The following is a 23,878-nucleotide window of genomic DNA, read 5'->3' as shown; positions in this document are numbered from 1 at the left end:
CTGGTACGCCTCGTTCACCTCCGCCGTCCCTATCCAGCTGATCGCGGCGACCACCGCCCGCCTAGCCGACAACGCCCCCGCACTCCGCTACGAGGTCGACATCCCCGAGCGCAACCGCAGCGCCGCCCGAATACGCCCCGTGCCTCACCCGGTGCCGACCCCACTGGAAGTCCGACGGGCCGCAGCCGCGCTCTCGCGCTCCCACGGAGGTCGCCTCGCCAGCCGCGCCCTGGCGGCGTCCGCAACCACCAGCAGCCCCAGTGCCGCCCTGCCGGCCTGCCCCGAACACCATCGGCGGGCTGCAACGGCGCGCTCATGAACGACGACCCTTATCCACGCCTCACACCGATCAGACGTCGCCATCGAGGCTCGCCGACGGCCCACGCTCACTGGCACGGGGCGGCCCTGAACTCAGGTGAACGCGGTTCGCTCGAGCCGCCGTTAACTCAGGTCTGCCCAACGCCGCCCTCAGGCGAGTCCTCCACCGCCCGCGCCAGTTCCTCGACGCTCAACTCGACCCGTCTGCCGTCCGCCATGCGGGATCGCCCCAAGGACGACGCAACCGCGTCATCCACGGCCTCGTCGTACGTTCGCATCTCCTGCTCCGACACTCAGCCCTTCCTCCTTCCATCGGTCGCCCCGGAGACAGCTCCCGGGGCGACCGGTCCATTCCCCCCAAGCGTTCATTCGACGGCTCCGCCCCCGGCCAGTTCGCCCACGGCAGACGCCCACTCCCGAGAAGGACTGGAGACCTAGTCCTCGACCATGTCAACGTACGACCACTTCGAATAACCGCAGGTCAACGAAGGGTTTGCTACTCATGATGCTTACTGCCACCGCACCTTCCCACGCCTCCGCCGCGCCTCCTCGCTCCGTGCTCGACGACCGCGAGTGGCTGCTCGACTGCCACTGCGCGAGCCCGGTCGTCGAGCTCCTCAGGGGCCAGGGGTGGGACGTCATCTCCGACCCGTACGCCAACGTCCACTGCTCCCGCCCTGACCAGCGTGTGTACGTCGGGTTCCTCCCCGAGACCGACGAGGCGGCGCGCGGCGAGCTGTGGCACATCCAGGTCAAGGAGGTCGACGGCAAGGTGGCGTGGCGCCAGGCCTTCGGATCGAACGTTCCGGCGCAGGCTGTAGCGGGTTTCCTCGCGGCACTCATCGCCTTCCCGCACCGCTCCTGCCCCTGCCCCTGCCCCTGCTCCTGACCTACGCCGACTGTCCCTTCACCACTTCAGGAGTCTCTCTTGTCCCACGACGTCACCGTTCGCCAGCTGATCCACCAGCTCCAGGAGGTGAACCCCGATCTCCCCGCGTACTTCGCCATCAACCCGGACTGGCCCCACGCCCACCGCATCGGTAGCGTCGTTCAGATCACCGGCTCGAACGGCGCCGTCTACCTCGCCGAAGACGGCCAAGAGGGTGTCCTGCCGCCTGAGGTCCGTGCTCAGCTCGACTGGGGCAACGTGTGAACCGCCGGTGGCGCACACACCTTGCGGCAAGCGCGAATCACTCCCAGCGCTCATCCTTGGCTCTCAGCGATCTGACCCAGCACCCTATGCCCGCAGGCATGCGTGGTGCTCTCGTCCGCTCCGTGCCCCGGCACGCCACCGAGCCGACTCCCACAACCTGGGTGTCCGCCCAAGACCGCACCCCTCTACGCCCGGGCTCCGTACTGCTCCACTGGAGACACACCTCTGCCGGCGGGATGGACGTCACCGCGCGTCTCGGCCTGGCCTCGATGGATGTCACCCTCGCCACCTGGCCGAATCTTCACGGGGACTGGGCCCCGGTCGTCCACCCCACGCTGCTGGAGACCATGGGCCTACACGCCGCGCTGTCCGTGGCCATCAACGCTCTGTCCCTCGCCAACCACCTTGCTGACGTCTGACCCAATGACGCGCCTCGCACGCCGAGGGAGCTGCCCCAACCGGGCGGCCCCCCTCGGCGCGTGTGATTGCTCGTGCACCGAGGTACAGCTGCACCATGTCAGGACTGTTCGGCCCCGGGCTTCGCCCGCCAGGCAGGGCGAAGGGCCGCTGGCGTCTTCCGTATGTCAGTCGGCTGGGCGCCTCGAACGTCGGGGTGAGCGACCGTGTGGGACACACGAGGTCGCTGCCGGGGCGAGCACGTCCATGAGCCAGCGGACGATCCCTACGCCTCCTCGTCCTTCTTGACGAGGAAGGCGACCCCGAGCAGCATCATCGCGACCGGCTGCGAGAGGTGTGGGCAGCTTGGTCCACCGCTGGTCATCAAGCCGTCAAAGTCGCTTGCCCATGCTCCCCAACCCCGCCCGGTGAGTGGCTTACACATCCCCAATTGCCACGGCAGCGCCCTGTGTTGGGTATGGTGGGGCAACTGTCAGTTATCAGAGTCCTACAGCTGCGAGGATGCATGAGAGATATCACCAGGGAATACGATGCTTTTCTCATCCATCAGACTCCAGAGAGTAAGCCTCTAGTTCTTTTTGCGGCTTCCGCGGTAGAAATTGAACAGTGGGCCGGTGTTCCGGAGCGCCGGAAGCTGGCAAATGAAGAGACGGCAGGCTTTCAGCGGCAACAAGATCCCCGACGTATCGCCGAACTGATTAAGTTCTTCGGCGATCGCAATAATGTGGTTCAAAACCCGCTGCTTGGCGCCCTTCAGGACAATCAGAGAGTTCAATTCCACCCGAGTTCACCCGACTCACCCTTCGGTCGTCTCAGCATTACTTACGAGGACCACTCGTCGCTGTCGATGATGACAATGCTGAAGCGAATCGTGTCGCATCTTGAATCACGCGTAAGCGGTCTTGGGGATGACGTAGTAGACGAGGCGCGCGTGGCTTCCATTATGCGGTTGGAGAGCGTCGCCACATCGCCAGAAGATAGCGAAAATGATGATCATGAGGATGATTCAGACTCAGACATCGACGAAACGCTAGGCCTAGACGAGTCGACCATAGATGACGCTGAAGCCACTGCGTCTGTGATGCTCGCAGAGGAAACACATCTGGTTGATTTCTATACCGAGCTGCGCGCCCGTATCCGGGTACTGGAACAGCGGGGAACCGAGGACGCCGAGGAGATTCAAGGCTTCACGAAGTCCGCACTTCTTGCCTACTTGAAGCCTGTCGTTCTTGTGGATGGGCAGCATAGATTGATAGGAGCTGTCGAGTCTGCCCGTCAAAGCATTAAGAAGAGTGACGGGAAGCAAAAGATCATCGACGCGGTGAAGGGCGGATCCACCCCTGAACTAGCCGAGAAGGAGCTGATCGAAAGTCAATCTCGTAGACTTCCAGTGTCGCTGCTTATGGATGACAGCCCGAGCGAACATGTCTTTCAATTCGTGGTCGTTAACCAAAAGGCGACCCCGATGGGCAAAGCGCTACTTGGGACAATTGTGTCGACGAGCCTAAGCCGGAGCGAGCTATCGGCCGTTGCAGATCGCCTTCGACGTGCGGGAATCAAGCTGGAAGATTCTCAATCCGTTGCATACTTGACCCGCTCAGAGGACAGCCCGTTTCGGGGACTCGTTCAGACAGGAATGGCTGGCGATCGCGCCGACCTCCTACAGTGGACGGTCCTACGTGGTCTCGTTTCGATTTTCCGCGAGCTGCGAGGCGGACGTCCATTCAACCAAAAGATCGACTACGCGCGCGCCTGGAAGATGGAGTACTTTCCACAGTGCGGCCTTGTGGGTCCTGGTACAGACGAAGAGAGATTCGAGGAATGGTCTCGCCCTGATGGTCCATGGCGGGACATTTTCGTTAGGTTCTTTTCGCGGGTCCGAGACCATTTTGGCGATGCCACCGAAGTTGACACATACAACGGTTGGGGAAGTACAGCCGTAAGCAACCTCTTCAATAAAGTATCGCTTACCATCCTTGCTGCCGACTACTTTGACTTTCTATACACACAGTCGGAGTCGCTAGCAGATATGGATGATTTCGAGCGGACCCTTAGCGACTGGCTCAAGGATGGCCGGGTAAGCTCCTCATACTTCAATCGAGATTGGAAGCTTGAGAACGTCAAGAAAGATCAGTTGGCCGTAAAAAGGGTTTGGGCTCAAAATTGGCAGGAGTATCGAAAGGTGCCCGCAAGTGGGCTGCCTAGGAAGTTCAAGCCGTAGTCACCATTATGGACACTCATGGGATCAGCCAATTCTACAAGGTGCTCACGGATACGCTGCCGACTCGATGGACGGAAAGCGGACTCCGAGAGGTGGCAGGCCTCAGCGCCCCCTCGGGAATTTTGGGCAAAAATGAGTGGCTCCTAAAGGCCGACTACGCCATCACGGTGGGGCGTTGGTTCCTAGAGGGCATGGTCGACTTGGCCAGGCATGTGGAATCTGGAAGCAATATCGGCCATGTCTATGTAGAGATTTTCTCCCAGCTCCGAATGCTCGCCCAGCATGCACCCGAAGACGAAGTCGAACTGGCGGCTACTCAGCTTGCAGATTTCGCGTGGCGCGAAATAGAGGCGCGTAGAGGGATAGGGCGCGAGCGGATAAGCACTACCCTGAAGCAAGCAGTGTGGTTCAACAGTGCCCCAAATCAAAGATGCTATCTCTGCGGGTACCAGTTCACAAAGCATGCCCGAGATCTATTTCTCCGTAGAACACGAACGGAGATGACGCCTTTGACTTTGGTCGACTTCACTCGCCCAAGAGGCTTGAATGCGAGGCATCTACGTATTGAACTGGACCACAAGATCCCCGTTGCAGAGGGTGGGGCAACGGATGAGGATAACCTCTATTTGGCTTGCGGATGGTGCAACATCACCAAGAGTAAACTGTGGAGTGTTTACGATGCTAAGGCTTGGGCGGCGGGGGTTGTAAAGCATCCAGATCCTAAGATCGGCGCAGTAACACTCCCACAGCCACTATGGATCTTGCGATTGATCGCGGCCCGTGGGCGCTGTGAGGCGGCAGCAGCATGCACGGCTCGCCTGAACAATAGTGAACTCTTTGTGGCACCTTTTAGACCCGGCGGAGCACTAACGCCGACTAATCTCATGGTTGTTTGCGCTCAGCACGACCCGTGGGCTTCCAGTCGATTCATCGCGCCTTCGTTCTTGCCGAATAGGAAGTAGTCAATATCATGGGGTGGTTCGTGGGGCAGCTCCGACGCCAGGCAGGTCACCAAGGGATCCTCCGTCAAAACCAGCTCCACTAAACATGCCGCCGAAAGCTGGGGCCGTGAGCGTCCAGCTATTTGAGGGGCCGGTCAGCGCCGTGAGCCCGGCCTGCGGGTGCTGAGCGTGTCATTGCGAGCCGGTGTCTCGGCTGTCTGGGGCTTTGACGGCGGGGCCTGAGGTGAGGTTGCCCGCGGCTGAGCTTGCGTGCGGGGCAGGTCCGCGGCAGCGGGCAGCTTCCCGATACGGCGCAAGCGCCAGATGAGTACGTCCGTGACGCTGTCGGCAGTCTCCAGCTCTCGCCATTCGATCGCCTGCTGAAGCAGCTTGCCAGCCTCGTGCCCTGCTCGTTCGGCTTGGGCGAGGGTGGCGGCGAGCGCGTCCCAGCCGGGCTCGCGCCGAGCGCGGCTGGCCTGTCCTGGCAGTGCCACTTCCACAGTGTGGGCGTAGCGGTCGTGTACGGGGGCGGGGAGCCGGCGTCCCTGTTCGCGCATCGCCTTCATCGGCGTGGCGGACGCGGACTGGTAGGCGGCGCGCAGGTGCTGCGCGGCTTGTCGGGCTGCGGCGGCCTGCTGGGCGTGACCGCGGGCGGAGTGCCAGTGGATGGCGGCGATGGTGACGAGGACCATCGTGGACAGGAGCATCGCGGTGGCGCCGCCGTCCTCGCCTTTGCCGAGGGCGTTGCCGGCTCGGACGATGCCGCGCGCGGCGGTGCGGAGGGCGCGGTGGTCGGCGTGCTCGGCGCGGATGTGGGAGCGGGTGGCGCGTTCGAAGGCGCGGGCTGCCTCGGCGAGTTCCTTGCGGGTGGAGGCCGGGGCGGTCTGGGCGACGGCGTCGAGGAGTTCGCCGAAGCCGATGAGTTGTGCGGCACCGTCCTCGTCGTCGTCCCCGGCGAGTGCCGTTACAGCCTGCTCGGCTATGTGCGTGGCGTCGCGTCGTGCACGGGCGGGGCGTGCTGCCCGCAGGGCGGGGCTCGCGTCGGGGAGTGCCTCGTCGTCGGGCGGTCCGGCTGCGAGGCGCTGGCGGATCCTGGGAAGGGAGAGGTCGGGCGCAAGTCGGGAGCCGGGGAACCAGATGGGATCGCCGTCACGGTTGCGGTCGCCCGGCAGGGCGACCTTGTAGCCGAGGATGTCGCCGGAAGGCGCGAGGCGCTTGTCTAGACGGAGGCCGGCTTCGGTGAGGCGGCGGAAGAACTCTTCCTCGTCGACGGCACCGGCCAGCGCCTGGCGGACGTGCTCACGCAGCGTTTCCCGGGGCGGTTCGGTGCGGCCGGTGCGCTCCGCCTTGGCGCGTTCGGCACTGGTGGGGCGCTGGGCGGCGGTGCCGTCACCCTCGTTGAGGATCTGCAGGCCCCACTCCTTTTCGATCTTGCGGCATTCGGCCTGGGCGCGGATGCCGTCCTGGTGGCGGCGGGGGCTTCGCCCGTCTTCGCGTTTGAGCGTGGCGACGATGTGGATGTGGTCGTCGGCGTGGCGTACGGCGATCCAGCGGCACGCCTTGTCGTCGCCTTCCTCGGCGATGCCGGTGGCGTGGACGACGCGGCGGGCGACCTCGGCCCATTCGGCGTCGGTGAGGTGCCGGTCGCCGGGGGCCGTCCGGACGGGGCAGTGCCAGACGTGCTGGGCCGGGCGGCGGCCCTTCGGGAGGGCGAGGACCGGGAGGTCGAGCCGGTCGGTGAGCTGCTTGAGGGTAGCCGCCGGGTCGCGGCCGGGGTCGGGTGCGAGTTCCGGGAGCCATGCGGCGACGAGGTGCGGGTCGGTGTGCTCGTCCCGGCGGCCGGGACCGTAGAGGTAGGCGAGCAGTCCGTACGTGCGGCTGCCGGTGGAGACGTCCGGGACCACGGTGTCAGCGCCTCGCCATATCGACGGCAGCGGCCTCGACCCGGGCTGCAGCGCGCATGACGCGAGTGACCGCGTCGTCGGCGTACTCGGCCCGGCCGTCGGAGTTCAGGATGCGGGCCACCTGGTTGAGGTTGTTGCCGGCGCGGGCGAGCTGGGCACTGGCGGACATCAGTTCCTCGACGCGTCCACGTTGGTCCAACAGCCACGCCTTGGACCCGCCTTGGGCGTGGGCGACCGCGACTGCGGCGTCGGCGAGGAACCCGGCGGTCTTCAGGCCGGCGGCTTCGGCGGCGTTCTTGACGATGTCGAGTTCGTCTCGGGTCAGGCGGACGCTGCGGACTTGGTCGCGGTGCACGCTCTGGCGCAGGCGGGGGCGCGTACGCGGCGCGGAACGCGCGGCTCCTTCTCCCTCCTGCTGCGATCCGCCCTCGGTCGCAGCCCCGGAGCCGGGCGCCCCCTGGTGCCGGGCCTCCCCCGCCCCCTTGGAGGTGGGGGCATGCGCTTCCGAAACTCCTCCACAGCCCGTGGCAGCGGAGGAGTTTCGGAAGCTACAGCTTGCTCGGCCTCGTGCCGGGCAGTGGCTTTCGCCGGGGTCAGCGAGGGCGGAGGGCGGATCGGAGGGCGTCATCGGGGCAGTCCGGAGGCGTCGCGGCGTACGTCGCGCAGGACTTCGGCGACGAAGTCGAGGGCGAGGACCGGGTGGTGGAGGGTGCGGGGTGTGCTCGTGGGTATGCGTTGGACGGTCCAGGCTCCGTCGGGGCCGGGTTCGGCGTGGTGGAGGTGTCCGTACCTGCTGAGCACGGTGATCCAGGCGTCGGCTTCGGCTCGGGTGGCCGAGGTGGTGCGCATGGTGGAGGCTCCAGTGCGTGTGCGGGGCGGTAGGGAGTCGTGTGCTCGGCGGGTGCGCCGATCCGGTGGGAGACCGGGGCACCCGCCGAACGGGCTTTCCGGTCAGCCGGTCTGGGTGTCCGGAGCCTGTTCTGCCTCCGTGCGGAGGCACTGCATCAGGACGGTCAACCGGTCGTTGCCAAGGCCGTGTCCGTGACCGCGGATGGCGTCCGCGACGACCTTCCGGGTCAGGTCAGCAGCCTCGGTGACCGCCTGACGGGCGATCACGAGAAGCTGCTCGTCGGTCACGGTGGCCGGCTTACGGTCACCGCTGTCCGGACGCCCGGTGGCACCGGCAGCACCCGAAGTGGTGTCCGGACGCTTGACCAGGTCGGGGCGGGTGGCCGGTCGGGGTCTCGGGGCCGGGTGTCCGCCCCGGTCAGCGTCGCGGCCACCGTGCTCGGGCTCCGGCTCGACCAGCTTCGCCTGCTCTCCGGACAGGGTGTCCGGGGCGCGGGTCTTTGAGGTGGCCGGCTCCTTGGTGACCGTGATGCGCCCGGTGTCCGGACGGGGCAACTCGGCGGGGTGTCCGGAGGTGACCGGGACCGGGCCTCGTTCGCCCCGGGCCGGGTAGGTGTCCGGACGGTCATCGGTGACCCGCTCCGTCCGGACAGCGGAACTCTCCGCGTGCCCGGACACCCAGGCCTCGGTGGCCCGGCGGGCGATGAGGATGTACAGGTGGACGGCTCCGGCCAGGGCGAGCGGAGCCAGGGTGGACAGGACACCGACCGTGATGTCGCCGAGCCGGAGGCCCGCACCGCCCTGCTGCTGTTGGTTGAGGCGTACAGCGTGCAGGGCGTTGGCCCAGATACTCGCGGCGGTCGCTGTGCCGAACAGCGTCCACACGTAGCAGCGTGCGGCGAGCGGGGCCGTGCGCAGGACGAGGAGGGCTCGCACTCCGTAGGCGATGAATCCGTCGATGACCAGCGGGAAGACGAAGGTGAGGAGTCCGCGGACGTGGATGGCTGTGGCCATCTGCTGTAGAGCGTCGTACGAGAGGGCGCATCCCGCGCCGCCGAGGGCGACGACGGCGGCCCGGTCCCAGCGGTTGATCCGCGCCGGTATCGGCGCGACGTGGCTCACGCCGCCGTCCTGAGGTCTTCGCGGACGGGGAGGTTGGCCTTGGGCTTCTTCAGCGCGTGGGGCTGGCTCGTGGACGGCTTGTCGGCCTTCCCCTGCTGCTCGACGGCCCGGTTGCGGATCTCGCGACGGGTTCGCCGGTAGAGCTTCTCGGCGTGCTCCTCGGTGATCTTCAGCAGCCAGGCGAGCCGAGAGGTGGGGAGTTCAGACTGGTAGGCGGCCCGGACGACGGCGCGGCGCTCGGCCTTGGTGAGGTGGAGGTCGCGTCCGGCCAGGACTTCGTTGACGCGACCGTAGTCGAGGCGGTGCTCCAACTTCTTGTGGAGGAGTTCCCGCTCCTCTTCGGTCATGCCGCCCCGGATGCCGGCGCCGTCGCCGTTTTCGAGGGCGGCGTCGAGGCAGACCCTGCGGACGGGGCACTGGGCGCACAGGGCCTTGGCCTCGCGGATGCGGTCGACCTCGTCGGGCTCGGGGAAGAAGAGTTCGGGGTCGACCTGGTGGTGGGGCGTCGAGTTGCAGGCGGCCTGGTCGCGCCAGGTGTGGTCGCCGAGGGCGCGGGGCTGCGGGGTGTTGGTGCGGTGCATGGGGATGTCTCCGTATCCCCCGGTCGCGTTCGGGCAGGAACGACCAGGGGGTTGGTGCGGGCAGGAGGCGGGCCGGTGCCGGCCGCGTGGGCAGAGTCAGGCGCGGGCGGCGGCGAAGGCGCGTCGCTCGGCCGCGAGGGCTCGTCTGCGGTCGGGGCCGTCGAGGATGACCCGGTCGGTCATCTCGGTGAGCCGGGAGGCGACGCGGTCGCCGATGTGTGCCCGCAGGTCGGTCATGCCGAGGTTGGTGGTGATCAGAGTCGGGAGCATCGCGTTGTAGCGCCGGTTGATGAGCCGCATCGTGATCTCCTCGGTCCACTCGCTGTTCTTCGCCGCACCGAGGTCGTCGATGATCAGCAGCGGGCAGCGGGCCAGGTCCATCAGCTCGCGCTCGCCGTCGTGTCCGGGGCGGGGCCGGAGCTCCGCGTACAGGTCCGCTGCCGTGACCGCCTTCCAGCGCAGCCGAACCCCGGCGATCAGGAGCGAGCGGACCGCTCCGTACGCCTGGTACGTCTTGCCGGTCCCGGTGGTGCCGACGATCAGCAGCGAGCGGCCCTCGGCGAGACCCGGGGCACCCTCGGGTCCGGGGTGTCCGCCCTCGGCGACCTCGCGGACCCAGGCGGCGATGGCCGGGTGGTCGGCGACGGCGGCTCGGTAGCGGGCCGGGATACGGGCCTGCGCCGCCTGGAGGGCGGGGACGGGCTCGACCGGGTCCGTGAGCTTCGCGTTCGGGTTAATGCCCCGTGAGGTGAGGAGGTGGGTCAGGCGGCGGGCGATGCCGCCGACGGGCTGGGCGTCGTGGTCGCGCATCACAGCTCCTCGGCGTAGGCGGCGGCAGGGTCGGCAGGGTTGGCCCAGGCCCGATGGGCAGGCACGTTAGGCCGGGATTCCGGCCGGACCAAACCGGCGGCGGTGGCGTTCATGGCCTCGTGGACGAGGCTCGGCAGGGTGCTGGGGTGCAGGCCCTTGGCGCGGTGGAGGGCCAGGCCGGCGCGGAGGTGGGTGGGATCGATGCCCTCCGCGAGGAGCTTGGCGGTCTCACGGCCGAGGTGACCGAGGACGCCGCTGGGCGGGCGGTGTGCGCAGGCGGCGGTGTACTCGGCGATGAGCTGCTGAGCAGAGGCGGTCTCCGGTGCGGGGGCGCCTGCGCCCCCCGAAGGGAAAGAAGTTCCTAGATCCAGGTTCCTAGGTCCAAGATCCAGGGCGTGAGGACTCACCACAGGTTCACTGCGCACTCCGTGAGTGTTCACTGAGAACTCAGTGAATGGCTCGCGACCTGCGGTTTCGTGCTCTTCAGCGGATTCGGGGGAAGGGCGTGCGGCCTCCGTGAATCCTCCGTGAGCCTTCAGTGAGGGCTCCGGGGCGTCTCCGTGAGCCTGCGACGCATCCGCCGTCGTCCTCCCGGCGCCGTGCTTCGGGCACTCGGGGAGGCGGCTGCGGCTCGCGCGGTTGATCTTCTGGTGGCGGTACCAGGTGACGATGTGCAGGTACCGCTTGCCCTCGCCGTCCTCGTAACGGCAGACCAGATCGGCGGCTGCGAGCTGGATCAGGTCGTCCTCGACGTCGACCGGAGTGCGCCCGCCCCGGACCGCCCAGAGTTCTCCACACAGGGCTGCGGGCTGGTCGCGGACGCGACCGTGGTCGTCGGCCCGGCTGATCAGACCGAAGAAGGTCCGCTCGGCGTAGACGCTCACCTGGGCCAGGGACTCGGAGGTGAAGGTTTCGGGCTTGAAGGTTCGGATCCTCGCCATGGTCAGCGCCTCCCGTCGGCGATCGCGTACGCCCCGGCGGCGGGGCGCAGGACACCGGTGGCGAGGTCGAGGTCGTACGCCTCGCTCCAGTTCGCCTCGGGGTGGGTACGCATGACCCAGCGGGCGGCCGTCAGGCCCTGGGTCCGGTTGAGGGCGACAAGGCTCCCCCGCACGTCGTAGGCACGGGCGTGGGGACTGGGCCAGGTCCGGCCGGGTTCACGCTGCGAAACGCGGATGGTGCGAGCGCCGGGCACGATGTCCGCGAGGAGCGTGGCAAGGCGACGCCGACGGTCGCTGGTGGCAGAGTCGGGGGCCTGGGCGGACCGGGCAGGGTGCGCCCTACCGTTCCGGGACTCGGGCATGCGAGAATTCCTCACTCGTAGGTGGAGTGGGACGGCCGTTCTCGTCGAAAAGGTCAGCCGACCCGCTCCGGTTATGGATCCGCCCCCTTCGGGTGGCGGGCTCGGCGTCCGGAAGCGGCTAACTTCTGGGCGCCGGTTTCATTTCCCCTGAAGGAAGCGCGTCTGTGGCGCTCGGGGTAACTCCTACTTCTCTCCCCTGCGTTGAGCCTGGTGTCGGCGTTTCCGCCGAGGGACCAGCAACATATGCCTGCCCCTTTCGACACTCCAGCGGACAGCTGACGTTGATCCACTTCGACGCCAACTCGACACCTGCTGCCGGGTCCACGCACGTCACGGCTTCAGCCACGCCCCCACTCATCGACCTCTGACCGAAGCCGGAGGCCCCCGAGCAACCTCACGCATCGCCATTCGGCCGACACGGGCACGAAGGCACCTCAAGGTGTAGGTTGGACCCGTTGGTTTGCCAAACTGAACCTACATCGGTTTAAGCATCGGATCAACACATCGAAGTTTCATCGATTTCGACAACCAACCTGAGGGGGAGTCGCGAGATGCCCGCCCGTCACTTCGACCGCGACCGGGTCCGGACACTGCGGCGCTCCCGCGACATCACCCAGAGCGAGGTCGCCGAAGCGGTCGGTGTCGGCGGCTCCACAGTGGCCAGCTGGGAGCTGGGAACCTCGGCTCCGGACGGGGAGAAGCTGCCGGCTTTGGCGAAGTTCTTCGGGCTGCCGTTGGACGAGCTGTTCCCGCGCGGTACTGACGAGCTGCCGGACCTCGCCGATCTGCGATGCGACGCCGGCTACAGCCAATACCAGACCAAGGGCCTGATCGGGACGAAGAGTTCCGGCCCCGTCGCGAACGCCGAGCGGGGCAAGCGACGGCTAAGCGAGAAGTTCCACCGCCCCCTGGCCGACGCGTACGGAGTGACCGTGGAGGAGCTGCTGGCCGCGCAGGAGCGGTCCTTCGGCAACGAGGTCCCCGCTCTTGCCGACGCCACGCGCGTGCCGCGCTCCGTGGCCGAAAAGATCGCCTATCTCCTGGAGCACTCGTATCCGGGAGCACAGGTCGCACCGTCGGACGCGGAGATCGCCCTGGCGGTCAACGATCACGCCGGCGGGCAGGTCATCACGGAGGATGGCGTGCTCGCGCTCAGAACCGGCGCCGAGTCGGATCTCCCGCCGATCGTCGCAGAGGGACTGGCCGAGCTGTTCGCCGTCTCCCCGTTGTACTTCCAGCCTGACGACACGGTGGCCAGGCAGGTCGCCGAAGGGCTGCGGCTGCTCGCGGCTGCCCGTACGGGCGCCGTCAGACGGGTCGAGGCCCGAGGGCTGGGTCCGGAGGGACTGTCGGACGACGTCCTGGCCTTCGTCAACCAGGTCGTCGAGGAGCTTGCGAGCAGAGAGAAGCCCGGGACCGACGGCGGCCCCGGGCGATGACTGCGCGCTTCTGTTACGCGTTTACGGCGGGTTCGTAGCGCCTACCTGCCGCGATCACGGTCTTTACCGCTTTCAGGGCACTCAGGTCGGTGAGCGGGTCTCCCTCCACAACGAGGAGGTCCGCCCTGAATCGAGGGGTGAGCTGGCCAGTAACGTCGGCCAGCCCCAGGGCGCGGGCCGCCTCCGAGGTGGCCATGGCGAGGATTCGCTGGGCAGGCACGCCGAGGTGCTCGTAGAAGGCGAGGCTGGAGGGCAGCCCGTCGAAGCCGGACCGCTGCACACCGGCATCCGTGCCCGCGATCAGGCGAGCGCCGGCCTCGGCCATGCGGCGCACGGCGTCGAACATCGCCTCGGCGCGCTCGGCGCCGAAGATCTGGGGCAGCATCCGCCAGTGCGGGCTGACCGCGGGGCAGATGTGGATGCCCTTCTCGACGATCTGGGCGAGCACGTCCTCGCGGACCTCGTATCCGGTGGGCGTCATCCAGGTGCAGTGCTCGATGGTGTCCACTCCGGCCTCGACCGCGGCAACGATGCCGTCGGTGCCGTGGGCGTGCGCGGCGACCGGGAGACCGGCCTGGTGCGCCTCGTCGACGAGGGCCGCCAGCTCGTCCGGGGAGAACTGAGACTCCCAGCTCTTGGCGCCGCCCTTGGTGAGGCCACCACCGGTCTCCATGACCTTGATGACCTTGGCGCCGGCGGCGATGTTGCTCTTCACCAGGCTGCGGATCTCGTCGACGCCGGACACCTCACCCCCGAGGAACCAGCAGTGTCCTCCATGCGGCGTGACGGGCGTGGCCGCCGAGACGATGCGCGGGCCGACGGCCGCCCCCGCGGCGATCTGCTCGCCTAGGCGCAACGCGAGGCCGTTCCGGTCACCCAGGTCGCGGGCCGTCGTAACACCGATGCTCAGCAACTGTTCCGCGTGCGCCTTCATGTCGCCGAACAGGGCCTCGTCATCCTGGCTCTGGAGCGTGGCGACGGGATCCTGGCCAGCGTCGAAGCACAGGTGCACGTGGGCGTCGATCAGCCCCGGAAGCACGGTCGCGCCGGGGAACGACAGGCGCGGCTCGTCGGGCCGGGCATGACGCTGCACTTCCTCACGCGGGCCCACACAGGTAATGACTCCCTCACGGACGAGGACGGCGCCGTCGGCGATGGCGCGGGCCTCGGGGCCGGCCAGGACGCGGTCTGCGGTGATCAGCATGCTCGTATCTCTTTCGCTCGTACTGGTGGGGGTCAGCTGCTCAGGCGCAGGGCGTCGGACATGGCGAGGAGTTCTTGCACGTCGGCCTCGCGGCTCCGCTGCCGTGGGATGGCCAGCGGCCTTGCCGGGATGGGCTCGGCAGACGCGTGCTTGTGGGCGTGGACGGCATCGCGGAGTCGTCGCGCGAGGTGCTCGGCCCCGTCGTCGAAGCCTGCCGACAGGTGCGGGCCGATCTGCACCAGCCCGTCCCGGCATTCCACCAGGCGCCGGTGGTAACGGCGATGGACCCCGCGAGCCCGCCATCGGGCGCGCCAGGACAGCGAGTCGGTCGGAAGCACGAAGTGCGGGAAGGCTTCGGCCATCAGCGTCCACAGCGGTTCGAGCCGACGGTGCGCACGGCGGTGCCGGAACCACAGACGGCAGCTCGCGATCCGTGTACGCACACCTGGATACGTGATGCCGAAGACGAAGAGCAGGATCGACACCACCAGCAGCAGTGCCACCGCCGACATCAGGGCGCCGGACACGGAGCCTCCGCCCCACCGGATCGCGACGATGACCGCGCGAACTGCGCAGGCGACCGCCATGGCGGACATCCCTGCTCCGGCCATCCAGAGCCCGGTGGAGTGGGGCTTGGCGGACATGCGGGCGTAGCGGCGGGTCCAACGGGCCGCCGTCGCCAGCGCGTACATGAGGTAGAGGCCGGCGACCAGGTAGAACACGCCTGCCTGCGGGATGGTCATGTCGGTGGTCGCGAAGCTCCCCACGAACACCTCATGGGGAACGGTCACGGCCGCGCCGATGATGACCGCGGCCACCAGGACGACGAGAACACCCTCGCGGCGGGCCCGGCGCATTCCGACTCGCTCGTCTGCGGCGGAGTACAGGTAGAAGCACATCAGGAAGTACACGGTGGCCAGCAGCAGCACGTTCTGCGCCAGCTTCGCCGCCCCGTGGCCGGCGACCGTGTCGAAGCCCGAGGCCCCGCCCGGCATGGCCAGCGGGTACGAGAGCGCCGCACACACGAGGCACAGGGTGACGGACCGCAGGGGTTTGTCCTGGGGTGCCTTCGTCAGCTGGTATAGCTTCCACGCGACCGCGGCGACCAAGCCGAGGAGAAAGACGAGGGTCATCTACAGCCACCCCTGACGATCGCCGAGAGCCGCCTGCACCCGCCGCGCCGAGAGATCGTCGTTGCACTCCGCCGGCGTCACGTGGTCGAGCACTGAGGCCCACTCGCCGACGATCGTCGCGACCAGCTCGGCCTCCCGCTCCTCCTCGGTGTCGTAGGTGCACCGCTGGAGCGCGCGCTTGATCGCCCCTGTCCTGAGGCCGGGCAACAGGGCCTGCCACTGGTCCGCCGCGACGGCGGGTCCACGGTGGTCGGCCAGCATGTGCCCGACCTCGTGCAGCACGATGTGGTCCTGGTGAAGCGAGGTCGTCTCGCGTTGGAAGATGATCAGGTCGGCGGCGGGGGTCTCGAACCAGAGCCCCAACGGCCCGGGGGTCGGCAGCGGGTACGGCCGCAACTCGATGTGCCGCCCGCGGCTCCGCCCGAGCGCCTGGCACAGGTCGGGCACGCTCAGGGGCGGCCGGACGTCGAGCGACCGCAGGAGGCGGCGGACCCTCTGCTCCAGTTCGCGGCCTCCGACGCGGCCGCTGCCGTACCGCTGCCGAAGGCCGGATCGGACTCGCGCCGTGCTGTTGCCGGATCTCTCGGACGCGCTGTGCGCTGAACCAGGTTGGGCTGAACGCCACCACATGGCCGGTTACCCCTCACTCATGCTGTGTTTGCACTAGCCATCCTGCACAGGCACTTCCGCCACTCCGAGTGGCGCTAGTAGCGACCTCGGGACCACCCGTCTGTCGAGCACATCGTGGCCGTCACACTCCGTATGCGCCACAATGCCGGAGATAATTGGACACAAGACACCATTTCGCGCGCTCAAAGGGGAGTGAAGGGGTGGCAAGTGGGTGACCGAGTCCACACTTCAGAAAGTCCCATTTCAGATGATCTCGGGCAACTTCTGAGGCATTGGCGGGAACGCCTGGATCACAGGCGAATTACTGGAGTGGACGCCTCGCGGAGACGGCTGAAACCGGGACTAACCCAGGCGGAGGTTGCTCACCTCACAGGAGTCGCCGAGTCCTGGTACCGACAGCTGGAGGGCAACAGGCCGCGCCCCGTCTCAGAGGACTTTCTCCAGCGGCTCGCCATGACGTTACGACTCGACGAAGCCGAACGGGTGATCCTCTTCCAGCTGGCTCTCGGCCGGACGCCTCCGCCGACCGGCCCAATCCCCGACCCGTGCGCAGATGCGAATATGCAGGCCGTTCTGGATGCGCTCCTGCCTCACCCCGCATACCTCTCGAACCTGTGGTGGGACATCCTCGCCCACAACCAGCCGCAGGAGGACTGGTTCCCCTGGCTCCCGTACGAGCGGAACCTGATGCGTTTCGCCTTCCTCTTCCCGGAGGCGCGCGAGCAACTCGTCAACTGGCGAACAGACTGGGCCGTCCCCTTCCTCGCCCAGATCCGCTACGCCATCGCGATACACCCCAACGCCACGGAACTGACCGGTCTCCGCGACGACATCCTCGCGGGGAACAAGGAGGCCCGTGAGCTGTGGGCCGCCAATCAGGCCCAAGCACACCCGGACGGCGACATCCGTCGATTCCGGCTCCCCTATCACCAGGGCGAGGAGGTCCGAGTGCAGATCATGGCTTTCGCGCCGCTCCGCAACCAGAGCCTTCGGGCGGTGGTCCTGCTGCGGGTCTGACGCGGCCGGCCCCTCCGGCGGGGGCCTTCTTCAGCAGGCGCCCCACGGTCGACGCGATGTCCGCAGCAGATCGACCCACTTGAGGGGCCGCGCATGGTACTCGCCTACGGAGTATCCGTAGGCCGGCTTCTTCAAATGGGAGCCTGCTCATGCCCACCTCCAGCAGACTGCTCGCTGCCCTTATGAATTGGATGATCGGCGGACTTAATATGAGTAGCGACCTTCTGGGGAATTCGGCCCACTGGGTTGAGCTCGCTGGCCTACACCGTTCCCGCACGCGACTCCTCGTAGATCACTACGAGGAGCGGATCAAGAGAGCGGAGCTTCAGGCTGGGCTGCACGATGTCGAGGTGATGGCTGCGCGGTTGGCGGAGCGGTCGTACCGCTTGCCATGCCTCATCCGCAGTACCCCCGGCGGAACTCATTCGGCGTACCACGCAGCGGACGCGCCATGCGGCTGGGCCGCGGGGGCAGGCCGTGATGTCGAGTCCTTCGTCAAGGTTCCCGAGCACAAGGTGACCTGGTCCGTTCCTGGTTACGAATACAACTACGAGATCGCGCGATGCACCGCGTGCGGGTGGGAGCAAGCGGCTCAGGTGCATGGCCGACGGCTACTGGACGCTCTCTTGCCTACGAAGTAGCGGGTCCGGAAGCCGACGCCGAAGGCCGGGCGATGCATCTCGCGTCGCCCGGCCAACGAGACTCCTTCGGGTGCCACCGACCCGCGTTCGGTTGCCAGGTCAGTCCAGACCGTCAGTGGCTTCAAGGTGGGCAAGGAAGGCGGCCACGAGGCGGGGTCGGGGAGTATCAGGCACGGGTGCGTCGGGCAGGTCGGCTTCCAGACCCCACTCCGTGTTGAAGGTGATGCTGGTGCCGTCGGGAACGACGCTGTCCCACAGCCATTGAACGAACTCCGCCGCCGCCTGGGCTGTGCAGTGCTCCAGAGCGATGCCTTCGGGGGACAGCCTGGCCATGCCCTCCAGCTGCTCCTCACCGAGGGTGATGCCGAAATGCATGACGGACCCGCGGACCGGTCCTTCGTCCCCCTCGTCGATGCGGATGAACTCGTCCGGGTCCCGCTCGCGCAGCCTGGCCTCGATCAGTTCGTAGGTCAGACCCCAGGTGGAGCCCTCAGCGGGCCCGAAGATGTACATGGTCCGGAGTTCGGCCAGTTCGGACGCGTCCACGCGCTCGCTCCCTCGTCATGTGCTGCCGTTGGTCAGGGTACGTATCGGGCGTAGCCCTTGACGCCGTAGGCGGCCATCATGACGCGCCAGTAGGCCACGGAGTCCGCGTTGTTGGTGACCGTCTCGACGCCTCTCATCTCCTTGTTCCGAGGGTCGTTGAGAGCGGCGTTGTACTTCGCGAGCTCCTTGCGGTCCTTGTCGTACAGGAAGTCCTTCTTGCCGGACCGGTGGTTCGTGCGGAGTTCGTCGAGCGAGCGGTAGCACGGCTTGTTCGGGTTGTTGACGTACTTGGCCTCGATCGCCATGCCGTCACGGTTACGGAAGCCGTCGACCATCAGGGTGCTGTTGGCGCTGATGCCGAGCGGGATGGGTACCTCGTACTCGGGGTATCCGGCGACCCGCTTCTGGTAGGCGATCTCGGCGGGTTTCCCGCCGGACACGTCTCCGGCGCGCAGGGAGTTCAACCAGGTCTGGAAGTTCTGCTGCTCGGGGGCGGTGAGGGACGGGAAGCGGGGGTCCTGAGGCGTCGGTGGGGCCATCGGCTGTACGCGAGGCCCGTTCGGCGGTCGATAGACCACGGGGACCAGGAGGGGAAGCCGGATCAACGGTGCGAGGAAGGGCGGCAGCGACGGGAGAGGGAGGAAGCCGCCTCCGTCGGGTTGCGGCATGGGGACCCGGGACGCCGAGCTGTCGAGCGCCGGCGGGATGCTGCCCAGGCGGGCGATGCGCGTGTCGCCCGTGACGAGTTCGTGGAGCCCGCCGTCGTGACCCTCGCCGCCGAAGATTGGGCGCTCCCAGATGGCGAGCGGCTCGCCGATGAGCGGGTTGTCCTCTTCCGGGATCCGCTGGAGCGCGGTGCCGATATGGTCCGCGTACGCCTCGCAGGCGCTGGCGATCATCCGGCACGCGGACGGCAGGTTCGCCATCAGGGTCTCCTCCTCGCCGGCTTCGGAGGGAGGCGGGGTCTTGCCCACGAACACGGTGAAGAAGGTCTGGACCGCCTCGGCCGTCTCCCCGAGCTGCTGGGCGCTCGCGATACGCCAGGCGCTGTCGGAGTCCCAGTAGACGTCGTCGAGGATGCTCGCCGCCGAGCGCCAGGCGTTAGCTGTCTTGGTGAGCTTCTCGCGTTGCCCGTGGAAGCGGGAGCTGAGCAGGTACTGGTCGGTCCAGCTGGTCTCGCCGACGACCTCGGGCAGTTCCTCGGCGTTGTGGCTTCCACGTGGGTTGCAGTCCGGCCTGGAGGGCTGGGAGCCGATGTCGGGCGCAGTGCTCTGGCCGAGCAGGGACGCGGCGATCGCGCTCTCCTGCTTGAGGAAGTCCTCAGCGGCCTTGAGCATGGCGCCGGCTCCGTTCGCCATCACCTGATGGGCAAGGCCCGCCGCCTCGAAGACCGTCTTCACCGCCGGCTTGTACACGGCGGCGAAGGCTCGGCTGGCGTTGTCGTCTCCCGCCATCCCGCCATGAGCGCTGAGTTCGGTGAACAGCAGACCCAGCATGTCGTAGATCAGGTCCCGCAGCCGCACCATGGACCACGAAGCGTTGACGTAGTTCCCGGCTTTGTGCTGAAGATTCAAGACTCCCCCGCGCCCTCGCCTACCAGGCTGTTCGATGGACCGTACACGTTGACGGGAGGAGGAGCTCCGCCACACCGGGCACGTGGTGCATCTCTGGCCGATTCCTGCCGGAGGCGGGCTCGACCGCTGCCATCGTCGGATTCTGATGTGCTGTCAAGCTGTCGAAGCGACTCGTTTGTGCCTCACCACGTTCTGCCGTACTGGCCCTTCCAGTCGGTGAGCGAGGTGAGGGCTTTCTGGGCGCGGGCGAGCTGTCCACCGAAGGCGCCGGCGCGCAGGAGCGGCCAGGTGTCGGTGAGCTCCGTCTCGATGGCGGCGGCGAGGCCGTTGCCCTCGTAGCCCCAGGTGGCGTCGAGGAAGAACTCGCCCGCCCAGGGGTTGGCGAAGGCGGGCTTGTCGGTGTCCATGGCGATCATGGAGGCCAGGAACTCGAACCGGGCACATGCTTCGCGGTAGGCGACGTCGCTGGGCTCGACGAGCCGGAAGGGCTCGCGCAGCGTGTCCTTCACCCAGTTGCTCTGGGGGTAGAGGAACTTGTTTCCGTTCTCGGCATGGTGCATGTCGTGCAGTCCGTCGGTATTGAGGATCCGGACGGGGTTGAGGCACCAGGCCGGTCCGCGGCGGGGGTGTCCAGAGTGGGGGACGGTCCACTCCGGGCGGTAGAGGGCGGTGGCCAGCAGTTCCTCGCGGCGGCCGAGGACGGAGGCGACGCCGATCGTCCACGTGGCCAGGAGCGCCGGGAGGTGGCGCAACTCCTCCAGGTACGAGCTGGATGTGCCCGGCGTGGTGTCGCGCAGGCGGACCAGGCGTTCGACGGCGCGCTGCCATACGTGGTCGTGGGTGCCGTCGTCGTGGAAGACTCCGTTGGCCAGCAGGTGCAGCAGGATGTCGCTGTCGGCCCGATAGCCGCGGACGTTGGAACCGAAGGTGTCAGCCCACGCGGTGGACGGGACGTACACCGGCTTGTGCTCGGGCGTGCTGCGGTCGGCGATCTGTGTGACAGCCTGGTCGACGAGGTCGAACAGCTCGATGCGGCGCAGGGGGTCGGGCAGGGCTCGCTTTAGCTGCACGACGGCGACGTCCCGGGTGATGGGGGTGGTGGTCAGGCGGTCGAGGGCTTCGACACGGCGCACGAGGTCGGTGAACAGCTCGTCCGCGCTCCTGCCATCGATCACTACCGCGTCGTGCTGGGCGGTGAGGGCCCGGGCGGCGTCGCTGAACCGGCCGTACTGCGACCAGAACAAGGGGTACCGGCGTGACCGGGTTCCCTCGACGGCCCGGACGAGGGCCCTGTCCCAGTCGGCGGACCAGCCGCACACGATCAGCCCGTACTCGTCCAGCACCCGTTCCAGGAGCTCCTGGAGCTCGTCCGGGTAGGTCTCCAACTCGTCGACGGTGTTGCGCTGCTCCAGGTCGGCGTAGTCGCCATGCAGCTTGATCACAGTGACCTGGCTGTGCGCGAGCGGCTTCATGCCCTTGATCTGCTCCGGGCGGCTCACCACTTGGGGCGAGATCCCGACCTCCTGCAGCGCCCGCTCGGTGAGCCGGTCGAAGTTCGTGGTGAGGATGACGCGGATGCTGCCACGCTTGACCAGCTGGGCGATGGCCCGGTGCGCCGCGGTCGGGCCCTTGCTGTCGTCCTGGCCTTCTTCGGGTTCGAAGTACTCCGCGAGCATGGCCTGCCGGGAGGCGGGCTTCGGTGCTGCGGCGGCCAGCAGGGCGGAGTAGCCCAGGGGCTCGTTGGTGTTGGCCTCCCACCACTTCTCGGGGTCGGCCATGGCCTCGGCCCGGGCGTCGGGGTTGTCGGGGTCGCGGACGGCGGCGACCTTCCCAACGATGTCCTGCACGACCCCCCAGCCGGTCTTCACTCCCGAGGCGATCGAGATGCCGGCCCCCAGCAGCAGCGCGTATACGCCCGGGCTCGAGTGCACGTTCAGCGCCATGGCCATCGGAGGCTCGATGAGACCCCCGGCCGGGATGGCGACCGGGCCGGTCGCGTCGTCGCTTGCCACGTATGCCTCCTTATGCCGATGAATCGCCCGGCGGGCGAAAGCTCATCAGCTCTGGCAGCAGGATACCGGATTAATCGTCACTATGACGAGAAAGAGGGATCCACCTTCGACGACGTGGTGGACCCGCGTTTCGTCGAAGTGCTGGAACGGGATGCCCGAGTGCCGTCAGTGTCAATCCCGTCGGACGGGACCGGCAACGCCGGGGCCAGCACGATCCAGGCGGCCTTCGCGCCACGTTCAGTGACGCGGAACCCCCACTGCCCCTGGGCCAGCTCGTTCACGATGCGCAGGCCCCGTCCACGCTCGACGAGCAACCCGCCCACTTCCTCGGCCGGTTCGGCCCCCGACGGCGACGTGGCACCGCGATAGAGGCCCGGGGGGAGCAGAGGGTCCCCGTCGTGGATCTCGCAGACGTATCTCCCGGCGGCCGAGCGGACGTGCACCTCGTACGGACCGCACGCGTGCTCGTGCGCGTTCGCCACGAGCTCCGATACGGCCAGGACCCCGTCACTGATGACGTCCCCGGACAGGCCCAGGTCCTTGAGAACACGTCGCAGAACCGCGCGGGCTTCGCCGGTCGGGTTGAGCGTGTGGTCGGTCCAGCGGTACACGAGGCCGAGAGCGACGTACGGCGCGCTGATCATCGGGCGACGGACCTCCTGTGGGTGACAGCGATGGCCTTCCCCCGGGGCTGCGACGTGGTCGCGGAAGTGCGCCAGTACGCCGCTGAAAGGCATACGGCCGCAGGAAGCACCTGGCTTCGGGTACGCGACCCCGGAAGGATCGTGGCTCAAGCACCGGCCACGAGGCCGGTCGCGAGTCACGCGCTCAACGATGGCTGCCGGTGCCCCTGATGCTCATGGGCGTTTATGAGCGCAGGGTGCGAGCGGGCAATAGGGCGCTCCTGCGAGACCGCCGACCCGCCGCCGGCCTTCACCTCCGCCCGTCTCGTCACTGGGAGTATGAGCAGGTGAGTGCTGACGTGTTGGGACGCTGGGTGCCAGATCGTCCCGAGGATGTGGCCACGGTCTTCGCCAAGGCGGACTTCCCGTGGTGGATCGCCGGTGGCTACGCGATCGAACTCGCGGTCGGCCGCGAGCTACGCGCACACGGCGATCTCGACGTCCTCGTCCTCCGGCGCGACCAGGCCCTCGTACGTGAACTGCTGGCCGACTGGGACCTGTACGTGGCGGACCCGCCCGGCCAAGGGGAGCTTCGACCGTGGCGTCCTAAAGAGGTCCTTCGGCCGCCGCTCCACGACATCTGGTGCCGCCGCACACCCGAGGCGCCCTGGTCGGTGCAGCTCATGCTGGACGAGGCCGAGGGCACCCGGTGGGTCTCGCGGCGCACCCCGGAGATCCGGCTCCCGATCGACCGACTCGGGCGGACGAGCGAGACGGGCATCCCGTATCTCGCGCCCGAAGTGCAGCTCTTCTACAAGGCGAAGGCGCCCCGGGCGAAGGACGAGATCGACTTCGAAGCGGTGCTGCCGCTGCTCGACCCTTCCGCACGCGCCTGGCTGGCCGACGCGATCAGCGTGATCGCGCCCGGTCACCCCTGGCTCAGGCGGCTCCCGCCGGTCAGCCGAACGTGAGCAGCGGAACGTCGTAGAGGTCGGGGTTCCGAGGCCGGGTCATCGTGGGCGACGTGACCTCCACGATCAGCAGCTCGCTGAGGAACTGGACCTTGGCGCTGAGGAGGTGACTCGTCCTGCCGTCGGCCGACTGGGCCTTCAGGCCGGCGGAAACGTGGATGTGCGGGAGTATTCCGCCGGTGGCGGGGTCATGGGCGAGGGTGCCGGCGCCGAACGCCTCGACGTTGGTGACGTACGTCTTCGCCCAGACCGGTGCGTCCGGGTCCGCGAGCTTCTCGCAGGCACCCACGATCTCGGCCTCCGCGAAGGCTCCGATGAACGAGGGGATGTAGCCCTGCCGTACGCCGTTGTCCCGGCAGAAGGTGGACAGCGCCTCGAAGAAGTCCTCCCCGTGGTCGAAGGTGACGCCGAAGGTACGGCCGACGGTCAGCTCGTGAGCACGCATGCGCGGGTGTCTCCTGATGGGGTG

26 protein-coding genes and 1 pseudogene are annotated in these 23,878 nt (G+C 67.5%); 10 read left to right on the top strand and 17 right to left on the bottom strand.

What is annotated here, in order from left to right; genetic code table 11:
- On the top strand, positions 1-319 hold a 319-nt coding region (locus ACFUJR_RS28795; protein WP_383450868.1), incomplete at its 5' end, for a DUF317 domain-containing protein.
- A gap of 127 nt (positions 320-446) precedes the next feature.
- On the opposite strand, the gene ACFUJR_RS28790 is transcribed toward ACFUJR_RS28795, so the two are convergent.
- Entirely contained in the window at positions 447-611 is a 165-nt protein-coding gene (locus tag ACFUJR_RS28790) for a hypothetical protein (RefSeq protein WP_383169899.1), read from the bottom strand.
- Positions 612-820: 209 nt separating this feature from the next.
- Between ACFUJR_RS28790 and ACFUJR_RS28785 the strand changes: the two genes are divergently transcribed.
- The 5 genes from ACFUJR_RS28785 to ACFUJR_RS28765 all read left to right on the top strand — a co-directional run bounded on the left by ACFUJR_RS28785 (position 821) and on the right by ACFUJR_RS28765 (position 5,071).
- Entirely contained in the window at positions 821-1,207 is a 387-nt protein-coding gene (locus tag ACFUJR_RS28785) for a DUF317 domain-containing protein (RefSeq protein ID WP_383169901.1), read from the top strand.
- 39 nt (positions 1,208-1,246) lie between these two features.
- Positions 1,247-1,471 carry a hypothetical protein gene (locus ACFUJR_RS28780; protein ID WP_383169903.1) on the top strand — a complete coding sequence of 75 codons (225 nt, stop codon included), beginning with the start codon at positions 1,247-1,249 and terminating at the stop codon, positions 1,469-1,471.
- A 98-nt stretch (positions 1,472-1,569) separates the two neighbouring features.
- The gene (locus ACFUJR_RS28775; RefSeq protein WP_383450866.1) at positions 1,570-1,890 is read left to right on the top strand and encodes an esterase; all 321 of its coding nucleotides are present in this window, start codon (positions 1,570-1,572) and stop codon (positions 1,888-1,890) included.
- 503 nt (positions 1,891-2,393) lie between these two features.
- Positions 2,394-4,109 carry a hypothetical protein gene (locus ACFUJR_RS28770; RefSeq protein WP_383169907.1) on the top strand — a complete coding sequence of 572 codons (1,716 nt, stop codon included), beginning with the start codon at positions 2,394-2,396 and terminating at the stop codon, positions 4,107-4,109.
- A gap of 8 nt (positions 4,110-4,117) precedes the next feature.
- The gene (locus ACFUJR_RS28765; RefSeq protein ID WP_383450864.1) at positions 4,118-5,071 is read left to right on the top strand and encodes an HNH endonuclease signature motif containing protein; all 954 of its coding nucleotides are present in this window, start codon (positions 4,118-4,120) and stop codon (positions 5,069-5,071) included.
- A gap of 134 nt (positions 5,072-5,205) precedes the next feature.
- Here the strand turns inward: ACFUJR_RS28765 and ACFUJR_RS28760 are convergent, their stop codons facing one another.
- The 8 genes from ACFUJR_RS28760 to ACFUJR_RS28725 form a co-directional block, all read right to left on the bottom strand.
- Complete coding sequence (locus tag ACFUJR_RS28760; protein ID WP_383169909.1) at positions 5,206-6,954, bottom strand: relaxase/mobilization nuclease domain-containing protein; 1,749 nt, start codon at positions 6,952-6,954, stop codon at positions 5,206-5,208.
- 4 nt (positions 6,955-6,958) lie between these two features.
- The gene (locus ACFUJR_RS28755) at positions 6,959-7,309 is read right to left on the bottom strand and encodes a plasmid mobilization protein (RefSeq protein ID WP_383169911.1); all 351 of its coding nucleotides are present in this window, start codon (positions 7,307-7,309) and stop codon (positions 6,959-6,961) included.
- A 269-nt stretch (positions 7,310-7,578) separates the two neighbouring features.
- Positions 7,579-7,803, bottom strand: coding sequence for a hypothetical protein (locus tag ACFUJR_RS28750; protein ID WP_383169913.1), 225 nt, complete (start codon positions 7,801-7,803; stop codon positions 7,579-7,581).
- A 102-nt stretch (positions 7,804-7,905) separates the two neighbouring features.
- On the bottom strand, positions 7,906-8,925 hold the full coding sequence (locus tag ACFUJR_RS28745) for a DUF2637 domain-containing protein (RefSeq protein ID WP_383169914.1): 1,020 nt from the start codon (positions 8,923-8,925) through the stop codon (positions 7,906-7,908).
- Positions 8,922-9,506, bottom strand: a complete 585-nt coding sequence (locus ACFUJR_RS28740) for a WhiB family transcriptional regulator (protein ID WP_383169916.1) — start codon at positions 9,504-9,506, stop codon at positions 8,922-8,924. The genes ACFUJR_RS28745 and ACFUJR_RS28740 overlap by 4 nt, the downstream gene beginning before the upstream one ends.
- A 96-nt stretch (positions 9,507-9,602) precedes the next feature.
- A complete protein-coding gene (locus tag ACFUJR_RS28735) occupies positions 9,603-10,316 on the bottom strand; it encodes an ATP-binding protein (protein WP_383169918.1) in 714 nt (237 codons plus the stop codon).
- Positions 10,316-11,257 carry a hypothetical protein gene (locus tag ACFUJR_RS28730; protein ID WP_383169920.1) on the bottom strand — a complete coding sequence of 314 codons (942 nt, stop codon included), beginning with the start codon at positions 11,255-11,257 and terminating at the stop codon, positions 10,316-10,318. The genes ACFUJR_RS28735 and ACFUJR_RS28730 overlap by 1 nt, the downstream gene beginning before the upstream one ends.
- 2 nt (positions 11,258-11,259) lie before the next feature.
- The gene (locus ACFUJR_RS28725) at positions 11,260-11,619 is read right to left on the bottom strand and encodes a hypothetical protein (protein WP_383169922.1); all 360 of its coding nucleotides are present in this window, start codon (positions 11,617-11,619) and stop codon (positions 11,260-11,262) included.
- Positions 11,620-12,170: 551 nt separating this feature from the next.
- Between ACFUJR_RS28725 and ACFUJR_RS28720 the strand changes: the two genes are divergently transcribed.
- Entirely contained in the window at positions 12,171-13,058 is an 888-nt protein-coding gene (locus ACFUJR_RS28720; protein ID WP_383169924.1) for a helix-turn-helix domain-containing protein, read from the top strand.
- Positions 13,059-13,071: 13 nt separating this feature from the next.
- On the opposite strand, the gene ACFUJR_RS28715 is transcribed toward ACFUJR_RS28720, so the two are convergent.
- Genes ACFUJR_RS28715 through ACFUJR_RS28705 form a run of 3 tightly spaced genes read right to left on the bottom strand, consistent with a single transcriptional unit; the run spans position 13,072 to position 15,842 of the window.
- On the bottom strand, positions 13,072-14,262 hold the full coding sequence (locus tag ACFUJR_RS28715; RefSeq protein WP_383169926.1) for an amidohydrolase family protein: 1,191 nt from the start codon (positions 14,260-14,262) through the stop codon (positions 13,072-13,074).
- A 32-nt stretch (positions 14,263-14,294) separates the two neighbouring features.
- Positions 14,295-15,395, bottom strand: a complete 1,101-nt coding sequence (locus ACFUJR_RS28710) for an MAB_1171c family putative transporter (RefSeq protein ID WP_383169928.1) — start codon at positions 15,393-15,395, stop codon at positions 14,295-14,297.
- On the bottom strand, positions 15,396-15,842 hold the full coding sequence (locus tag ACFUJR_RS28705) for a hypothetical protein (protein WP_383169930.1): 447 nt from the start codon (positions 15,840-15,842) through the stop codon (positions 15,396-15,398).
- 315 nt (positions 15,843-16,157) lie between these two features.
- Here ACFUJR_RS28705 and ACFUJR_RS28700 point away from each other — a divergent pair.
- Both ACFUJR_RS28700 and ACFUJR_RS28695 read left to right on the top strand, forming a co-directional pair.
- Positions 16,158-16,496 (top strand): annotated as a pseudogene (locus ACFUJR_RS28700) (helix-turn-helix domain-containing protein); the annotation flags it as partial.
- 90 nt (positions 16,497-16,586) lie between these two features.
- Positions 16,587-17,042, top strand: a complete 456-nt coding sequence (locus ACFUJR_RS28695; RefSeq protein WP_383169968.1) for a hypothetical protein — start codon at positions 16,587-16,589, stop codon at positions 17,040-17,042.
- A gap of 740 nt (positions 17,043-17,782) precedes the next feature.
- Here the strand turns inward: ACFUJR_RS28695 and ACFUJR_RS28690 are convergent.
- The 4 genes from ACFUJR_RS28690 to ACFUJR_RS28675 form a co-directional block, all read right to left on the bottom strand.
- Positions 17,783-18,229, bottom strand: coding sequence for a hypothetical protein (locus tag ACFUJR_RS28690; RefSeq protein WP_383169932.1), 447 nt, complete (start codon positions 18,227-18,229; stop codon positions 17,783-17,785).
- 32 nt (positions 18,230-18,261) lie between these two features.
- The gene (locus ACFUJR_RS28685) at positions 18,262-19,803 is read right to left on the bottom strand and encodes a restriction endonuclease fold toxin-2 domain-containing protein (protein WP_383169934.1); all 1,542 of its coding nucleotides are present in this window, start codon (positions 19,801-19,803) and stop codon (positions 18,262-18,264) included.
- A gap of 182 nt (positions 19,804-19,985) precedes the next feature.
- On the bottom strand, positions 19,986-21,815 hold the full coding sequence (locus ACFUJR_RS28680; protein ID WP_383169936.1) for an SIR2 family protein: 1,830 nt from the start codon (positions 21,813-21,815) through the stop codon (positions 19,986-19,988).
- A gap of 80 nt (positions 21,816-21,895) precedes the next feature.
- Positions 21,896-22,459 (bottom strand): ATP-binding protein, encoded by a 564-nt coding sequence (locus tag ACFUJR_RS28675; RefSeq protein ID WP_383169938.1) that lies wholly within the window; start codon positions 22,457-22,459, stop codon positions 21,896-21,898.
- Between the two features lie 326 nt (positions 22,460-22,785).
- On the opposite strand from ACFUJR_RS28675, the gene ACFUJR_RS28670 reads away from it, so the two are divergent.
- On the top strand, positions 22,786-23,409 hold the full coding sequence (locus tag ACFUJR_RS28670) for a nucleotidyltransferase domain-containing protein (protein ID WP_383169940.1): 624 nt from the start codon (positions 22,786-22,788) through the stop codon (positions 23,407-23,409).
- Here ACFUJR_RS28670 and ACFUJR_RS28665 read toward each other — a convergent pair.
- Complete coding sequence (locus ACFUJR_RS28665) at positions 23,396-23,854, bottom strand: PPC domain-containing DNA-binding protein (RefSeq protein WP_009311896.1); 459 nt, start codon at positions 23,852-23,854, stop codon at positions 23,396-23,398. The genes ACFUJR_RS28670 and ACFUJR_RS28665 overlap by 14 nt on opposite strands.
- Positions 23,855-23,878 lie beyond the last annotated feature (24 nt).

Origin of the sequence: Streptomyces sp. NPDC057271 (assembly GCF_042668715.1) — a bacterium.
Classification (GTDB): Bacteria; Actinomycetota; Actinomycetes; order Streptomycetales; family Streptomycetaceae; genus Streptomyces.
This window is presented reverse-complemented; position numbering and strand designations above follow the sequence as displayed.

Excerpts from the sequence above, each read along its gene's own strand:
- ACFUJR_RS28725 (WP_383169922.1), bottom strand. The coding sequence starts at position 11,619 with ATGCCCGAGTCCCGGAACGGTAGGGCGCACCCTGCCCGGTCCGCCCAG.
- ACFUJR_RS28740 (WP_383169916.1), bottom strand. The coding sequence starts at position 9,506 with ATGCACCGCACCAACACCCCGCAGCCCCGCGCCCTCGGCGACCACACC.
- ACFUJR_RS28710 (WP_383169928.1), bottom strand. The coding sequence starts at position 15,395 with ATGACCCTCGTCTTTCTCCTCGGCTTGGTCGCCGCGGTCGCGTGGAAG.
- ACFUJR_RS28770 (WP_383169907.1), top strand. The coding sequence starts at position 2,394 with ATGAGAGATATCACCAGGGAATACGATGCTTTTCTCATCCATCAGACT.
- ACFUJR_RS28775 (WP_383450866.1), top strand. The coding sequence starts at position 1,570 with ATGCGTGGTGCTCTCGTCCGCTCCGTGCCCCGGCACGCCACCGAGCCG.
- ACFUJR_RS28695 (WP_383169968.1), top strand. The coding sequence starts at position 16,587 with ATGCAGGCCGTTCTGGATGCGCTCCTGCCTCACCCCGCATACCTCTCG.
- ACFUJR_RS28750 (WP_383169913.1), bottom strand. The coding sequence starts at position 7,803 with ATGCGCACCACCTCGGCCACCCGAGCCGAAGCCGACGCCTGGATCACC.
- ACFUJR_RS28785 (WP_383169901.1), top strand. The coding sequence starts at position 821 with ATGATGCTTACTGCCACCGCACCTTCCCACGCCTCCGCCGCGCCTCCT.
- ACFUJR_RS28715 (WP_383169926.1), bottom strand. The coding sequence starts at position 14,262 with ATGCTGATCACCGCAGACCGCGTCCTGGCCGGCCCCGAGGCCCGCGCC.
- ACFUJR_RS28735 (WP_383169918.1), bottom strand. The coding sequence starts at position 10,316 with ATGCGCGACCACGACGCCCAGCCCGTCGGCGGCATCGCCCGCCGCCTG.
- ACFUJR_RS28720 (WP_383169924.1), top strand. The coding sequence starts at position 12,171 with ATGCCCGCCCGTCACTTCGACCGCGACCGGGTCCGGACACTGCGGCGC.
- ACFUJR_RS28665 (WP_009311896.1), bottom strand. The coding sequence starts at position 23,854 with ATGCGTGCTCACGAGCTGACCGTCGGCCGTACCTTCGGCGTCACCTTC.
- ACFUJR_RS28730 (WP_383169920.1), bottom strand. The coding sequence starts at position 11,257 with ATGGCGAGGATCCGAACCTTCAAGCCCGAAACCTTCACCTCCGAGTCC.
- ACFUJR_RS28765 (WP_383450864.1), top strand. The coding sequence starts at position 4,118 with ATGGACACTCATGGGATCAGCCAATTCTACAAGGTGCTCACGGATACG.
- ACFUJR_RS28675 (WP_383169938.1), bottom strand. The coding sequence starts at position 22,459 with ATGATCAGCGCGCCGTACGTCGCTCTCGGCCTCGTGTACCGCTGGACC.